At 43.7% G+C, this 14,903-nt stretch carries 18 protein-coding genes; 12 read left to right on the top strand and 6 right to left on the bottom strand.

Annotated features, from left to right (window positions below):
* Positions 1-12: 12 nt before the first annotated feature.
* The 3 genes from AC5JL8_RS23080 to AC5JL8_RS23070 all read right to left on the bottom strand — a co-directional run bounded on the left by AC5JL8_RS23080 (position 13) and on the right by AC5JL8_RS23070 (position 4,774).
* The gene (locus AC5JL8_RS23080) at positions 13-3,462 is read right to left on the bottom strand and encodes a plasmid replication protein, CyRepA1 family (protein ID WP_495882023.1); all 3,450 of its coding nucleotides are present in this window, start codon (positions 3,460-3,462) and stop codon (positions 13-15) included.
* A 274-nt stretch (positions 3,463-3,736) separates the two neighbouring features.
* Positions 3,737-4,462: a hypothetical protein gene (locus AC5JL8_RS23075; RefSeq protein ID WP_495882022.1), complete on the bottom strand. Its 726-nt coding sequence runs from the start codon at positions 4,460-4,462 to the stop codon at positions 3,737-3,739.
* 99 nt (positions 4,463-4,561) lie between these two features.
* Positions 4,562-4,774, bottom strand: a complete 213-nt coding sequence (locus AC5JL8_RS23070) for a ribbon-helix-helix domain-containing protein (protein WP_495882021.1) — start codon at positions 4,772-4,774, stop codon at positions 4,562-4,564.
* Positions 4,775-5,013: 239 nt separating this feature from the next.
* Here AC5JL8_RS23070 and AC5JL8_RS23065 point away from each other — a divergent pair, with 239 nt between their 5' ends.
* From AC5JL8_RS23065 to AC5JL8_RS23020, 10 genes are all read left to right on the top strand, one after another.
* The gene (locus AC5JL8_RS23065; RefSeq protein WP_495882020.1) at positions 5,014-6,129 is read left to right on the top strand and encodes a ParM/StbA family protein; all 1,116 of its coding nucleotides are present in this window, start codon (positions 5,014-5,016) and stop codon (positions 6,127-6,129) included.
* 3 nt (positions 6,130-6,132) lie between these two features.
* Positions 6,133-6,366, top strand: a complete 234-nt coding sequence (locus tag AC5JL8_RS23060; RefSeq protein WP_069073853.1) for a hypothetical protein — start codon at positions 6,133-6,135, stop codon at positions 6,364-6,366.
* On the top strand, positions 6,363-6,608 hold the full coding sequence (locus AC5JL8_RS23055) for a hypothetical protein (RefSeq protein ID WP_495882019.1): 246 nt from the start codon (positions 6,363-6,365) through the stop codon (positions 6,606-6,608). Before AC5JL8_RS23060 ends, AC5JL8_RS23055 begins: the two co-directional genes overlap by 4 nt.
* Entirely contained in the window at positions 6,605-6,880 is a 276-nt protein-coding gene (locus AC5JL8_RS23050; protein ID WP_495882018.1) for a hypothetical protein, read from the top strand. Before AC5JL8_RS23055 ends, AC5JL8_RS23050 begins: the two co-directional genes overlap by 4 nt.
* Positions 6,852-7,046 (top strand): hypothetical protein, encoded by a 195-nt coding sequence (locus tag AC5JL8_RS23045; RefSeq protein WP_495882017.1) that lies wholly within the window; start codon positions 6,852-6,854, stop codon positions 7,044-7,046. The genes AC5JL8_RS23050 and AC5JL8_RS23045 overlap by 29 nt, the downstream gene beginning before the upstream one ends.
* 87 nt (positions 7,047-7,133) lie before the next feature.
* Positions 7,134-7,577, top strand: a complete 444-nt coding sequence (locus AC5JL8_RS23040; protein WP_495882016.1) for a hypothetical protein — start codon at positions 7,134-7,136, stop codon at positions 7,575-7,577.
* Between the two features lie 8 nt (positions 7,578-7,585).
* Complete coding sequence (locus AC5JL8_RS23035) at positions 7,586-8,257, top strand: hypothetical protein (protein ID WP_495882015.1); 672 nt, start codon at positions 7,586-7,588, stop codon at positions 8,255-8,257.
* A gap of 73 nt (positions 8,258-8,330) precedes the next feature.
* Positions 8,331-8,903 (top strand): hypothetical protein, encoded by a 573-nt coding sequence (locus tag AC5JL8_RS23030; RefSeq protein ID WP_495882014.1) that lies wholly within the window; start codon positions 8,331-8,333, stop codon positions 8,901-8,903.
* The gene (locus AC5JL8_RS23025) at positions 8,900-9,037 is read left to right on the top strand and encodes a hypothetical protein (protein ID WP_495882013.1); all 138 of its coding nucleotides are present in this window, start codon (positions 8,900-8,902) and stop codon (positions 9,035-9,037) included. Before AC5JL8_RS23030 ends, AC5JL8_RS23025 begins: the two co-directional genes overlap by 4 nt.
* Positions 9,027-10,850 carry an ATP-binding protein gene (locus AC5JL8_RS23020; RefSeq protein WP_495882068.1) on the top strand — a complete coding sequence of 608 codons (1,824 nt, stop codon included), beginning with the start codon at positions 9,027-9,029 and terminating at the stop codon, positions 10,848-10,850. The genes AC5JL8_RS23025 and AC5JL8_RS23020 overlap by 11 nt, the downstream gene beginning before the upstream one ends.
* 280 nt (positions 10,851-11,130) lie before the next feature.
* Here the strand turns inward: AC5JL8_RS23020 and AC5JL8_RS23015 are convergent, their stop codons facing one another.
* Positions 11,131-11,787, bottom strand: coding sequence for a DUF1295 domain-containing protein (locus AC5JL8_RS23015; protein WP_495882012.1), 657 nt, complete (start codon positions 11,785-11,787; stop codon positions 11,131-11,133).
* Between the two features lie 137 nt (positions 11,788-11,924).
* Between AC5JL8_RS23015 and AC5JL8_RS23010 the strand changes: the two genes are divergently transcribed.
* Both AC5JL8_RS23010 and AC5JL8_RS23005 read left to right on the top strand, forming a co-directional pair.
* Positions 11,925-13,658 carry an ankyrin repeat domain-containing protein gene (locus AC5JL8_RS23010; protein ID WP_495882011.1) on the top strand — a complete coding sequence of 578 codons (1,734 nt, stop codon included), beginning with the start codon at positions 11,925-11,927 and terminating at the stop codon, positions 13,656-13,658.
* Positions 13,649-13,879, top strand: a complete 231-nt coding sequence (locus tag AC5JL8_RS23005; protein WP_495882010.1) for a DUF1816 domain-containing protein — start codon at positions 13,649-13,651, stop codon at positions 13,877-13,879. The genes AC5JL8_RS23010 and AC5JL8_RS23005 overlap by 10 nt, the downstream gene beginning before the upstream one ends.
* A gap of 111 nt (positions 13,880-13,990) precedes the next feature.
* Here AC5JL8_RS23005 and AC5JL8_RS23000 read toward each other — a convergent pair whose 3' ends face one another.
* A complete protein-coding gene (locus AC5JL8_RS23000; RefSeq protein ID WP_495882009.1) occupies positions 13,991-14,290 on the bottom strand; it encodes an HNH endonuclease in 300 nt (99 codons plus the stop codon).
* Between the two features lie 93 nt (positions 14,291-14,383).
* Entirely contained in the window at positions 14,384-14,650 is a 267-nt protein-coding gene (locus tag AC5JL8_RS22995; RefSeq protein WP_495882008.1) for a hypothetical protein, read from the bottom strand.
* Positions 14,651-14,903: the final 253 nt, after the last annotated feature.

The raw sequence follows: 14,903 nt of genomic DNA, 5'->3' as shown, positions 1-14,903 counted from the left end.
ACCATTAACAAATCACATCCACTCCACCCAATTAGGTGCATTGGACACCAGTTGAGAAAACATATCGGGGTTAGCTGAGTCAAATTCCAGAATCACCCCCCAGCGCTCATCAGTGGTAAGTGTACTGAGCAGTTCTCTAACTCTATCAACCCCGTATTCTAGTTGCTCTACCACTAATTGAGTATAGTTTTTCACTCTCTGCCACCAGTCATCATTGAGTATTTCTACTTGTTGAGATTGTCCGTCCATACCCCCCCGATTAATCTCTCCATTTAAATTAGGGGGGGGTGTGGACGGGGTTGGGGAAGCAGGGGAAGCTGGGGAGGCTGGGGAGGCTGGGGAGCAAAGAGCGTTATTGTTCAATGGTTCTTCTCCCCCCCTGCTGCACCTCTCCCCCTGCCCCCCCTGCTCTTTCTTAGTCGGTTCAATACCATATAGAGCCTGCATTCTAGCCGCATAAGCCGCGTTTCGTTCTCGTTGGGATTGACGCTGCTGCTCTTTGAGTTCACGCTGCCTTTGCCGATATGACAACACCTGTTGGGCAAACTTAACATCATCGGAATGTAAGCGATAATACCTCACTCGTTTCCCATTCTCCACAGGCCGCCGACATCCGGTAGACAGTCCCAGTTGCTCTAGGTATTGCCCCAAAATCCACATCGGCGACTCATCAATGGGTATGGTAATGTTGAGGATGGCTTTAATGTGGCTGGCATAGCGTTTGGACAAATGCGCCACAGATATAAGGTTAGACTCATTTCCTGTTACCTCTGCTCCAGCCATTAACTCTGTGAGAATCTCTCTCAATCCGATTTGATGACGCATTAACCATGATGTGGAATGATTGCTCCAATCAGTACAGATTGCTAGACGCTCGCGCTCAGACTTATCTCGCTCGACCACGACAGATGGCGGCGTAATGAATTCTCGTCCCTGGTCATCAGTGATAGTTGACCCTGGTGGTGCTAGTATCGCCTCCAATGCCACAATCTTACGAATCAGCCTTCCAGAGTCATCTTTTTCGACTAAGGAAGGGGTAACGCTCATGCCGTAAGTATCCTGTATGCGGAACTTCTCACACTCTAGGATTTCTTCGGGCTTAAGGTAGTCTTGATGCAGTCTTGCTGTGTAAGTTCTCTTGTCAATATCTTTGGCGTTAGCAACGTTGGTGTAATGCTCCCAGTCCAGGGCAATACCCGCCGCCTTAATCCATCGAGAAGCCCCCTCATCAATACCATCGCCCATTGGAATAATAGTATTGCCCATCTCCTCAAGGAGCGATCGCAAATCAGAACGCAAATTATTAATTGACCAGTTCCTTTGTGCTTCAATCTCACAACTAGCATCCAAAGCCCAATCCTTCTCCGCCCCCCGTTTGCCTGTTTCTTTGTCAATGCGAATTAAAAACGCAGTCATCTCGTTTTTCTGGAGAATTTTTTCTTTGATGTGTCGGGCATTGGTTTCGGCATAACCGAAGGGAGGACGAGGAGCTACCCAAACGTACATCGGCACATTAGGACGATACCGCCAAAGCTGCTGGGCGCATTCGGTCGCTGATTGGCTGACAGCGTGAAATACGCCAAACACTGCATCAAAATGATACGTTGAAATATCTACACCTGTACCCAGGCTGGGGGTAGTCAACAGCGCATTAATATCTTTAATTGCAACGTTGATTTCCTTGATCAATATCACATTCTCTTCGCTACCGCTATTTTCGGAGTGAATTGACCAGATTTTTAACTGGCGGTCTTCAACAGGTTCTGGTGTATTGTCTTCATCAGGGGCATCTAACGATACAAGACCATTTAAAGCTTTCTCTAGTTTCTTGATAAAACGCTTGCTATCGCTAACTAACATCAGGTTTCTACCTGTCATCAGTTGAGCGTGAAAATCTGCCACTAGATTGCTGCTGTTTCGACCCTCGTACCAGTAAACTTTGCGACCGCCAGAGCGATATTCGTTTTTGATAATGTAGGGTTTTTCTCCCGCTGGTCGCATTGCCATAAAGAAATCAATGGTCAAGTCATCCAAGTGGGCATCTGCTAATACTACCAGCTTGGCGTTATAAACTAGGTATTCTAAAACTTCTAAAATTTCCGAACGATGTTCTTTACAAGTTTTGGACTTCAGCAGGTGAGCGACATATTGACAAGCTTCATCTATGAAAAGGCAATCATAAGCCTGTAAATTACTTGCCATTTTATACAAGGAATCAATCGTGATACTGAGAGCATGAACTTTAGCCCAGTCTCCACAAGCCATAGCTGAATAAATCTCGGTCTTTAACCGCTCACTGAGGTTTTTGAGCAGGTTGACGCGATGACCATTGTTTAAAAAACTTAACTCTGGTTGGGTTGTTCTTACCCTGGCCAGCAACTCAGTTTTACCTGTTCCCATGTCTGAAAGTAAAGCCACCAGACCAGATTGCGGTAAGGAGTTGATCACTTTTGATAAAAAACGGCTGTTGACGGTAACATTGGGCTTGTGCTTGCGAATTCCCCTGGTACGACTGATGAAAAATGATTTTTGGTACTCACTTAAAGTGATAGTATCAGCAATCATCGCCGTGACTGCCTTATCAGCCTTTTTATCTAAAGCCACAACCCAATCGTCAATACCTTTCTCTGGGCCGGGTAGTAGTGCGACTTCACAATAACAACCTTGCTTTTGGATCGCCCAGGCTGTACGGCGTGTAGCTAGAAAAACGTGGCGTTTGGTTTTGGGCTTAATTTCGTAGTCAAACAGGATGATAAATTTCCGCCCTTGCTGTGCCATTGGCATTAAATCAGGGTGCAGTCGTTCTAAATCCTCCTGTCCGATTCGCCCGTTCCAGATTCCCGGCAGCGCGAGCGCCACAAATCCCAGACTTAACAAACAGCCAGTTTTCTTCTCGCCCTCCGTCAAAATGATGGGGATTTCTGGGTGAGCTAAAACCCAAGCCCAAAACCCTAACGCCTCTCCCTGCTCAGTAATCGTGATGTTTTCTGGCATGTGTAGGTTATGGCGTTGGGCTACCAAATACCATATGTGCAACGATACTCTCAGATACGTAACACGGTTGGGTGTTTGGGGTGGCGATTCGTACTTGACCGTTTTTTCGGTATATTTGTGGGTGCGTTTGTCCCATTCTCGCCTGGGGTCATCTGGCTTCAACCGTCCCCAGTCCATCGGTTGCCAGTTGTTGAGTGGGTCTAGTCCACTTACCCACCATCCCCCAAATACGGTGTGGGCATAACGTTTTAAATACCCATCTCGCAATCGCCCATCGTTGCGTCTGGCGGTTTGGGGTAGGGCATATAGTAGATATTCATAGGTTACTGCCCCAGATAAAGAACGAATATTGAGAGCGGTTAAGGCTGGATCTACTGCACTGGCTAACCATTCATTCCAGTGGTTGGCTTCTAGATCACAGGGTCTAGACAGATCAAGCGAGTTATTAAATTGTTGTAATTGTGGCATTTAGCCCATCCTCCAGTATGTGTAGTGGAGGAATTGGAGCTATCCCTTTTTAGTAATTTTTTATACAACAGTCGGAAATATAATCTTATAAAATTCCTAAGTTGCCATTCTTATCTTGCTTGTAAGCGTTACAATGGCTTAACACTTCAATCATGTAAGATAAAATTACTATTAGGGATATTAATCAGGCGTCCAACCCGATACCCCAATTCCAATGGAATCAACTTTGAAAACCCTGCTGTCTCGTCGAGACGTGGGGTTTTCAGCTTTTAGCCTATTCGTACTTGGCTAACCAAGCCCTGACAAACTCGGTTACTTCCTCCTGTTGAATAACAAACGCAGTGCCTTTTCTTCTGAGAGCTAGAAGTCTCATACTTCCCATCTCAGAATAAAGATGTGGATTGTGGTCATCAGCCGCCTTGGTAGGAGGACATAAGACCAAAACTTTTACTGTCGGCGTTTTTGTCACCTCTTTCGAGGACATTCCGAACAAAGCTCTATTTTTAGTCAGCCATCTCTCATAATCCGATAGCTCAACTAGTGGACAGGGTTTCCACGTGGTTAAACCACTCTTATTCTTCTTTTTAACCTGTAGAATTTCTCTGGTTTCGTTGTAGACAACCTCACTATCTCCCCGCGAACGAATGGAGATAAATAGGTGTGCCTTTCGCGGAAACCTGATAAACAAGTCGATAGGGTTCTTGTCTTCTACCTTAACTACCGGAAAGACTTGTATACCCTCGCTTTTAAACTCATCCAAAAGTAGGGCTGTTAATTTTTCCAACCGCGCAAATTTTTGAGTTGCTACCAACGGCTTGTAAGCCAATCCAAAAAGTAACCAGCCTAACGGATGAACTATGCCCCCTGTACCAAGTGCAGCACCACTAGCCGCTAGAGCAACAGTGGACTGATAGTCTTTCGCCTCCCTAAGCCACTCTAATGCCGCTTCGTTGTGCGGTGGGAGTTGAAAATCGGTTTGTGGGTCTTTCACAGTAGTCATTGGAGACTTTAATGATTAACGATGATGTGAAATCAGCACTTCCTTTACTGATAGTAATGCTTGACACTGCATTTTTGAACAAATAGCTATCTATTAGCGTTATGCTTGGCGATCGCTTGCCTCTACTCTTTTGTAAGCAGGAGGATATTTTGAGGGGAATTTAGCCCTTATGGCCTGCTCCACAAGAAACGCTACGAGATTAGCTGTAGCTCTACCTTCTTCATCAGCCCATATTTGCAAATCTTCATAAACTGCATCAGGTAAAACAATAGTTGTTCTTTTAGTCATGTCGATGAAAGCTTCTGTATTCATCGATTCTAGCCTCATGTAGTAGTTAACTTAGCTTTTTTTCATGCTATCGCATTCAAAATTCATGCAATTCTATGCTAACATAGCATTATCCAAACCAAAAACAGTCACCCAACAAAGGCAATAGAAGCCAGAAAGTGAAGTTTAGGCTTGCCAAAAACTGGATGTGTGGATTTAAGGTGATTCAGCCGATAAATTCTCCAAAGCCAGAATAAATAAGACTTTTACCAATCATCAGAACCATGACAACCACATACACCAATGCCGCAAATTGGCTTACTCAAGCTGCCAACGTTGCCAATTCCGGGCTAACTGCCTTAATTGCAGGTAAAGACCCCGGTGCTGGGTATGGCAAGGCAATTTACAGTGATTTTTCTGTCACGATGCCATCTGCATACTCACTAGTTCGCAACCGCAACATTCGCCACCACGAAACCATTTCTAAAGATGGGGCATGGGTGCATTATGTCGGAGGAAAGCGTCTGGACTTGAAAGACACGCAATTCTTTTGGGGCAGTGCAGCGCTTTCCCAAGCTGACCATACCCTGTTGCATGACGACAAAGGCAAAAAAGCAGAACTGGCGCTAGAAAGCATCCTTGCAGACTTGGCAGTTCTGAATATTCCTTCGGGCATGAAACTAGAAATTAGTTTGAGTAACCACAACCCAGAACGCTGGGGAGAGGAGATTAAACGCAGAGTTCAAGGTATTCACACCTTCCAACACAAACATCCCGTAAATCGTTCCATTGTCACTAAAACGATTGAAATTGTAGTTACAGGCATTTATCCCGAAGGCTATGGAAGTATCGCTCACTGCCTATTTGGTTCACCAACCCTAGCCCTAGAAGAGTCAGAGATTGCTATCGCCCTAGATATCGGTTCATCGACTTGGCTTTGCACTGTGTTTAACGGCAATGGTGCAGTCATAGACCGCCATCTAATTGAAGGTGGAGCCGGTGAACTGCACAGCATGATTGCAGAAGCACTCGACAAACTCAACGACCATATCAGCTTAATTTCCAGAGACGTAAAACATTCACCCACCTTGGTTAACCAGGGGATTGTGTCAAGAACCTTCACTTATGGAGGTAATCACCTCACAGGTAAAAACTTTGAGACAGAGTACAGCCAATGTCTGGACGAATGGTGGAGCAGCAGAATTGAGAAATTCGCCAACTTTGTAACGAATGGCAATTACCTAGACAGAGCGAAATACCTTGTCGCCTGGGGTGGTGGTGTGGCTATGCCAGTAGTGGATCAGAATCTTGCCGACTTGGGATTTGTGGTATTACAAAATCCCCAATTCATCAATGCTTTTGGCTTAAAGCTATTAACTGAAATTGCAACAGGAGCTTAATTAATGAACTACGAATCTCGGCGTATAACCATCTCTTACTTAGCAGTAATTGAATTGTGCAAGATTTTTGATTTACCTCAAGATGCGCCAACACAAGCATTATCAGCAGGTGTAGAGAAGCTGATTTTTCAACACGGCAATGTACAACCATCGCCCAAAGTTGAAACACCGCAATCTACACAGCCCAATAAATCAGCACTTAGCGCAATGGTCACTAATTTCAAGGGGGCAGCATGACCAAATCCAGATTTAGAAACACGGTTTTAGGCATTGGTGCAGCAGCAGCAGCGTTAGCCCTTGGCTACTTCGGAGTCCAGCAGCTTGGCAGAAACACACTGTTTCCTATCGCCGCAGCCGTGGGTGGTGCTGGTGCAATCAGCTATGTACTTCAGAAACCGAACCAGCCACAAGTGCCAAACAGTGAGCCAGAAGCACCAACCGCACCAATCAAAACCCAAAGGAGAAGAAACAAATCATGAGCGACCAAGACACCGTGCAGAGACAACCAAGCTTAACAACAACCGAAATCATGACCATTATCCTTGGTTGCGAACAGACTCTCAGATTTGTGCAAGTATCCCCAAATTACAAACAAATTGAAGCGTCCGAAAGGTTCAGTACATCGAATGACCTAAAAATGGGTGATGCTGTCCAAGCTTTGATGGAGATTCACGAAGCAATCCTAAATATCGAGTTTTATTCCCAAGTCGAGAGACAAGCAAATGTTAGAAACAACAACCTTACAGCGTAATCATCTGTACCAATTCCGTGGTCAACAACTGCGCTACAGCCACCGCTCTAATTGTCGAGCCAATGCACCTTTCATTTTCAATGACTCGAAAGGTAGACGAAAAGAATTAAACCAAAACCAAGTGCAGAGGGAGGTTTTGGAACTTGTTGAGTTTTGTGAGAACTGATGATGAAGCGATCGCATTTGCCGGCAAGCTTGGCGATCGCCCATCTGTGCATCGTGAGTACACATTAGACATTAAGGATTCTAACAAATGACACTTGACTACAGAAATCCCAACGATTGGGGACGTTCACCGCTAACTGACCGCGCCCTGAGATTAGAGCAATTCAAAGTAGAAAATCCTGAAGAATGGGCAGCAATGATCTCAGCAGATATTCAGGCACTCTCCACACCGTTAGAAGAAAGTGAAGATTACCCACCTTTCACCGGAACTGAATTTCTAGCAACTCATTCAACCATCGATGACCATCCATACTCTGCTGCATTTGGTCAATTCTTGGGTAATGGGATTGACCCGGACATTGCAAATATTTTGGCGTTTGGTGAGAACAGATTTGATTTAATCTCTGAAGATTTGGACGACCCCGTAAGGCAACTGGCAACGAGAATTTATAGCCGATTTGAAGAGATGGGTTACTGGGATGAAGTGCCCCAAGAGCCGATAAATATCGACTACGACAACATACCTTATTAGGAGATTAAATGGCACGTAATTTTGGAGGAGCGAAACTCAAAAACCATATTCCCAATAATGCCCCCGGTACGTTAGGAGCAATGGGGAGACTGTTTGATGTGTCGACTGAAGAGTTCAATAAAGCCTTACAGGGAGATCAAACGGTAATCACCAAAATTGCAGACATGGCGCGACTGTCTGACACTGCAAAAGCCAATTTACCCAAGGCTTTGGAAGCATATCGGAAGATTATTGAAACAACTGGGGATGTAAACCAAGCCTATGCCGAACTGGTGCAATTGACCCAAAAACACGGTACGCAAACCCTGAAAGCTATCAACACTAGTAAGACAGGAGAGCAGCGTTTCAAAAATGAGATGTCCGAGATGCAGGCAGAACACGTCAACGCCACCACTGCGGAGGCCACCCGTCACGCGCAGCGCTCATCCTTAATTCAGATATCTGGGGCCACAGCCGACCTCATGGCGATCGCAAAATATGAGGCTGATTTAATCAAAGCTTCTAACAAAGTCCCAGAAGCCCAAGACGCAGCAGATCGCGCTTATGAGACGGCGGTAACTAGCGCACTGTGGACAAACGGCAGTGAAGCGAAGACTGACCGCATACCCAAGCCGAACTACAGCCGGACTGCTGGAATTAGCCGTGTAGGGCAGTGGTTCAGGAATTTTATGGGCATCTAAACCATAGTCAGTGAAAAAGCCAGAGGATGAGAAACTCTGGCTTTCATGCCAGTTTATATGGTTAGGAGTAAAAATGAATGAATTAGACGCTTTGTTATCTCAATTTCACTCCACTAATGATTCGGCTCCCTCTCCCCATTGGAGTGAACAGCCAAAAGCAAAGGCAACCCCAGAGGATGACGACAGCGAACGACTAGAGCAATCTATTAGGGATGTTTTCAATAACAAGCAACTCCTCAACAAAGCACTGGCTACATTTTTAGGCGTATTCACCGCTAACACTGGAGTCAGCCTACTAACGAGTTTAGGAATTGGAGCGATCGCTTCTGGGACACTCGGCAGCATTGTACTGGGGTTATTCTTCGCCAACACCCTGACCAAGATTCAATACGACGGCAGAATCCACATTGGCAAAGACTTCATGGTGGCGAGTGTCTCCTCTGCCAGTGTAGGGGCTTCGCTGTGGATAGCCTTTGATGAGTATCGGGTTGTAAGGGGAGCAACTAAGGCAGGTAAGACAAGGTTTTATGAGGAAGTAAGACAGTACGAAGTTAAACCAACTCCCCAAACTGAAACACCTTGGTTATTGCTTGGGTTGGCTGCTTTGGGAGTGTTGGCGATTGCAGCAATAGGAGGTAGGAAATGAATTGGCTCTTAAAAATTTTGGTGCGAATCCTGCCAGATGCGGTTGTAGAGTCGTTGAACGCAGCAACTTTGGATGAATTAGATCAACGGGGACTGATTATCTGGGCAGAGGAGGTAGAAAGTGATGAAACGTAAGCAGTTTGAGTTATATAGAAGTTCAGGGACAGCCAACAATATAACTGTGGGGGTGCTGGCAAGCATCGGTTTAATTTGTGGGGCTAAGTCATTCACTGGAACTCAAATCAGCTTAGTTGAATATTGCTTCATCCCCGAAACACTGACCTCACCAGATAACCGCGCTAAATACTGCACACAAGACTTGCGTTACATAATGCCGGAGTCTGAGTTTTATGCTGAAGCTTACGCACCAGCTAACCCCTCGTTTCAACGTGATAATTTTCTGCCTACCAAAGCAACCAGATTAAGGATTATTCCACCCAGCAACCCGAATAAACCGCTTTGGGGTCTAGCCTCCGTTGTGACTACTGGTGGTGCTTTCGCATTGTCCAAAGCTAGGGAATGGCGATTGATGCAGTTGCTACCCGAAGTTAGGAATGAGCTAAAAGCCAACTGGCTGATTAGCAAGCTTCGTGAAGGGCTAAGGCTCCACAAAGAAAGTTACACTGCACAACTAGACTACGAGTTCCACCAATGGACTGAGAATCGACGGGCAAGGGCAGCACAATTGTCTCAAATGACACCGCAAGAGTTAGCCATCTTTCAGGAGCAGGTACGTTTGAAGGCAGAGGCTGAGGCACGGGCGCAACTTCAGCAAGCAACCGGACAACCTGCCGGAGCTTTACCAGGGCAGTCAATGCAGGATGTTGCCAGGGGTGACGATAAAGTGACTGGGGGACAACAGCAGGCGTTACAACACAATAGCGGTGAAAGTCTTCACCCATCAGAATCTCTTGCCCTAAATACTTTGCAAGCCCTAGCCAAAGCCGATAGTTCTACTGCTTTAGTCGCTGCACCCGGAAGCGGTAAATCTGTCACCCTCAATTATTTGATTGAGAAAATCCTTGCAGATTGCCCAAGTGCTGATATTTGGGTGATTAGTGCTAAGAATGATAGTTTCTGCGGTTTACGAGAGAAAGAAAGAGTAATTGTCTTTGACGGGGAAAACCCAGACCTAGCTAAAGATGTAATTGATAACTTTTACCAGAGCTACAAACTAAGAAAACAGCTACCAGAACAAAGGCGCGAATCTTTACCACCATTGATTCTAATTTTGGATGATTGGTTAGTAATTGCTGACTCTTTGAGTAAGCTTTATTCTGATTGGAATTATGGCAGTAAATTACTTGATGTTCTGCTGATTGGTCGAGAGTTTAATACTAAATTCATTGCTTCTCTACAGTCTTTTAATTTGGCAGCTTTGGGTATTGAAAAGATGGATGCTCAAACCCGGATGTGCCTCAACTTACTGCTGTTAGGCAACAAGTACATTAAGAACTCTAGAGAGCAAGAATCTTATGGGGTATTGGAACTAATTTTAAATAGAGGTGACATTATCCCAGGTAAACAATCACGAGAGCTAATTAAATCTAAGTACCTGGAAGTTAAAGCAGTCTCTTATCAAAACTTCCGTCCAGTGATGATTGCTTCCGTTGGTGGTTTTGTAGTTGCATTAATGCCGAATCTATCTAATCAAGCCAAGTCAATTTCAGATGCTCATGAATATCTAGATAGAGTATATGAGCTTGAATTTAATTTAAATGCTGCTCACCCTAACCACACGAAACCATTATCAGAGGTAGCGAGAAAGATTTATGAATACTTCCAGAATGTCAAGAATAAAACGCCAAAAACATTACGCGATTTGAAGAAGGCTGACAGGTTATCAGGCTACTCAGACCAGGAATTAATGAATGGATTATCTGAATTAGTTGAAAGTGAGAAGATAAATTATGACGGCAATGATAGCTACTCCCTGCCTGATTGGTGAAAGTCCTGCCGTGATGCCGTGGTCATAATAAGGGATATTTTACTGGCTTTTTGATGTGTCTACGGCATACGGCACAATCACGGCAAGCCATATCATGTATAGGTTGTAGCCTACGGCATTGCTACGGTAGCGCAGACCTCCACGGCAGAAGTACCAATAATTTTGCAGCCGATAAATCTATCTAACGCTCTCGTCGGGGGAGCAGGTCAAAACAAAGACAGTTGCCCTGGTGATAAATTCCCCCTGCGTCGCGTATGAAAATCTGCCAGTCGTACAGAATTCATACTGAATTCTGATTACTGACTCCTGAATTATTTTTTATGAAAAACAGTTTTGGCAACAAAAGCCCAGAACGATTTTTGTAGTCATCAAACTCGGAGTAACGAGATAAAGAAAGGTCTTTCTTAAGCATATTTGGAATAAATATCATGCTGATAAAACCTCCTAGAATCAAGAAGGGGAACCAGTGTTGAGTCAGCATAGCAAAGGCACTATAAATCAATATTTCTCCTAGATAATTGGTGTTGCGACAACGAGCAAAGAATCCTTCTGTTATTAGTCCCTTTTGATATTTAAGGGTATAGTACTTCTGGGCATCGCTAACAAAGTGTAGAAACACACCAAAAATGTTCAAGGAAATAGCTACTGCCACTAGGGGTAGTGGTGGTACTGTGCCACTACTAATCAGAATAAAGGGTGCTATCCAATAGAAGTTCACCAGAATAAAGATGAAAATGCCCTGTGGAATAGAAACTTGTTGCTCCCATTGTTTGTCTGGGAATATGCGGTCTTTTAGTAGCCACAGAAAGCCATAAGTACCGTGAAGTGCTAAATACACCCACGGGCCTAGAGTGAAGTTCTGGTAAACAAACATCAGGAGCAGTATAAAAAAGAATGTTAGTCCTTTGCTGAGATTGATGGCATACTTGGCTTTCATGATCTGGATATTGTTTTCTATTGATTTTTATGTCTTTATTGTGAATTATTTCAACTTTTTTTTGCTCAATACCCATAAAACGCCTTGCCGGGGTTGCTCAATACCAATTTGATAACAGGAGTTAACTCAGAAAAATTATGCAAATTCATATTTATGCACAGCAAGGAGATATTGCTGGAGTTGCGCGTGAGATAGCTAATGGTGTTGATATTGATTGTTTAGAAGAAGATAATTGGCAAACACCATTAATGTACGCCCTAAACAGCCCTAATGCAGGTAGTGATATGATTCGCTTCCTGTTGCAACATGGCGCGAATGTGAATGCTGTTGAACCAGAACCAGAACATACTGTCCTTGAGTTGGCGGTGCAGTCGGGGAATGTAGAGAAAGTGGGATTGATTCTGGATACTGGAGCAGATATTAACTATCGCAGACGAGGAGAATATGATGTCTTGATTGATGCTATGTCTGGTCGAGATATTTTGCAGGATGAAAACTTGATAGAGACTTTAAGTTTACTCATCTCTAGAGGTGCGAGTGTGAATGGGATGAGTAGCTATGGTGAGACTGCAATTAAAGTAGCGGCTCATGTTGGAAGATTTGATGCTGTCCAATTATTACTGAATGCAGGTGCTAACCTAGAGCAACTGGGATGGACTCAATTAATGTACGCGATAGTTTTTGAGGGTTTAGAGCAAGTCCAATCATTACTAGAACAAGGTGCAGATCAAAATGTGCGTGATTGTTGGAATAGAACGCCTTGGTTATTGAGTATTCAGGTGGGTGAACTACCTAAAGTTAAATTACTCTTGGCGGCGGGAGCAAATTACAACGAGCGCGGAAACTGTGGACAAACGCCGTTAATGTATGCGATAGGAAATAATAGGGTCGAAGTCCTACAGTGGCTAATTGCAGAGGGATGTGATGTTGAAGCTACTGATGATTTTGGCAACACTGCGTTAATGATGGCCGCAGAGCGTGGTGCAACTGATTGCGTCAGAATTTTATTAGAGGCTGGTGCAAATGCTGGCAGAGCTGATAATTACGATAACAGAGCCATTAAGATGGCGACTAATTTGGAAATTGTGAGAATGCTAGTTGCAGCTGGTGAAGATTTGAGTGATATTAACGATGATATGCGGCGATTGCTCACCGGAATTAACCGCAGCACATTCTCACTCTCAAAATTATCACCAGAGCAGTATTTTGCTGACAAACATCCGCGCTTTGGCCGAACTAATCCAGAGTTGATGGAAATCCCGTTTTGGCAAGCGATGATTAGAGAAGGTTGTTCTGCTTATACAGCCAAACAGCTTTTTGACGATACAGAAAATTGGCAAGACTTAGCATGGTGCTATCAGCGATTTGGCAGAACCATTACACAATTACCAGACGGTAGAGTTATCGAAATTGCCGGTGAACATGAAGACTACTATGACCCTGATTTTTGTATTTATAACGATGTTGTAGTTTATCAAGGTGATGGGAATTTCCAGATTTTTGGGTATCCAGAAGATGTATTCCCGCCAACTGATTTCCATTCGGCAACATTAGTTGGAGAAGACATCTATATTATTGGTAATTTAGGATATGTAGATGCAAGAATATATTATGAAACTCCGGTTTATCGGTTACATTGCCACACATTGAAAATAGACAAAATAGAAACTACTGGAGATAAACCAGGATGGATCAGCCGTCATAAAGCTTACTACAAAGAACCAAACCAAATTTATATTACTGGTGGGAAATTGTGGCTGATGAATGATGAAACATCAGAATATATAGATAACTCTGTTGATTACGTCTTAGATTTAATCAAATTAACTTGGAGTCGTGTCTGTTTAACAGAATCAAAACTTTGGTTATAGGAACTGTCCAAGGACTGAAGAGTAATTACTGGGCAGAAATTACCACCACTACCCCTGATTGTATCTACTATTTTGGGCCGTTTAAAACTTTTGAGTCGGCTCAAGCTGCCTACCCCGGATACGTTGAAGACCTAAGAAGCGAGGGAGCAAGGGAGATAAAAGTCCTCGTGAAACGCTGCCTTCCTGATGTATTGACGATTTTTGATGAACAAGATATTTAAAGCCAGCATTTCACGCCAAATGGCGGATTTTTTCTCGAATCGTTGCAATATCCCAATTCCACTTTTGAGTGTGATATGTTCTGTTCGCTTGAAAATAATAAATCTGAATGCTCAAAACAAAGACAGTTGCCCCGGCGATAAATTCCCCCTGCGTCGCGTATGAAAACTCAAGTGACAAGCTGTGCATAACGCACATAAGTTTGACCGACGATTATCCTCCGGCAAGAAATTATAGTGATGCACTGTTAATGTTAATGCGGTTCTTTGAGAACGGGTAAGTTTGGAGGTATCATCGCCTGGGCGAATGCACTGCAACCCACACTTAGAACATCGCCAGTTCACTTCTTGTTTGACAACGAATGCGATATCTGACCAATTTTGGGGATAACGTTCTCTTGATTTTTTAGGCATGGACTGGTTCTAAAACTGTGGAACGCAACTTAAGGATAGTAACGACCTTACTTAAGAAGATAACTAAAAAACAGCGATTAATACTTGGAGGGGTTATAGGTCAGCATAGTGGGCATCTAACTCTGCCATTTCGCATTCGAGTTCCCAAGCTAACTGTTTAAAGTCAGGTACATTCTCTTCTAATTCGCGTGAGTAGGTGCTTGGTTCGACGCTAATTATCTCTGTTTCTGGTTTTACCTCAGCAATGTGGTTCATTCGAGAACACATGGGCATTCCAGCTTCTGAGCCTACTTTTTTGTAAGTATATTTTCCTTCTAAAAATTGAAATAAATCTCCTAGAGCTAAATCTGAAAATTTCATGATTTCAAGGGGAGCAACATCTTGTGAACAAGTTTATCAGTTTAATTTGTCTACTACTTGAATTATCCTCATCAGCACTGTTTTCAGATGAAAGAGCTAATAGATTAATTCATTCAATTTGGTCAGCACGGTAAATGGCAATGAGAGTAGCTTGTTGCCGCCCCGCAAGGTTTTTCCCACAGCGAATGGTGTTTGCTCATTACTCATACTCAAGAGCATTCTTTGGTTATATTCTGAACAAAATTCATATTAC

The organism is Mojavia sp. (genome assembly GCF_059505145.1).
The sequence above is the reverse complement of the archived record's forward strand: the minus strand, read 5'-3'. Positions and strand labels throughout refer to the sequence as shown.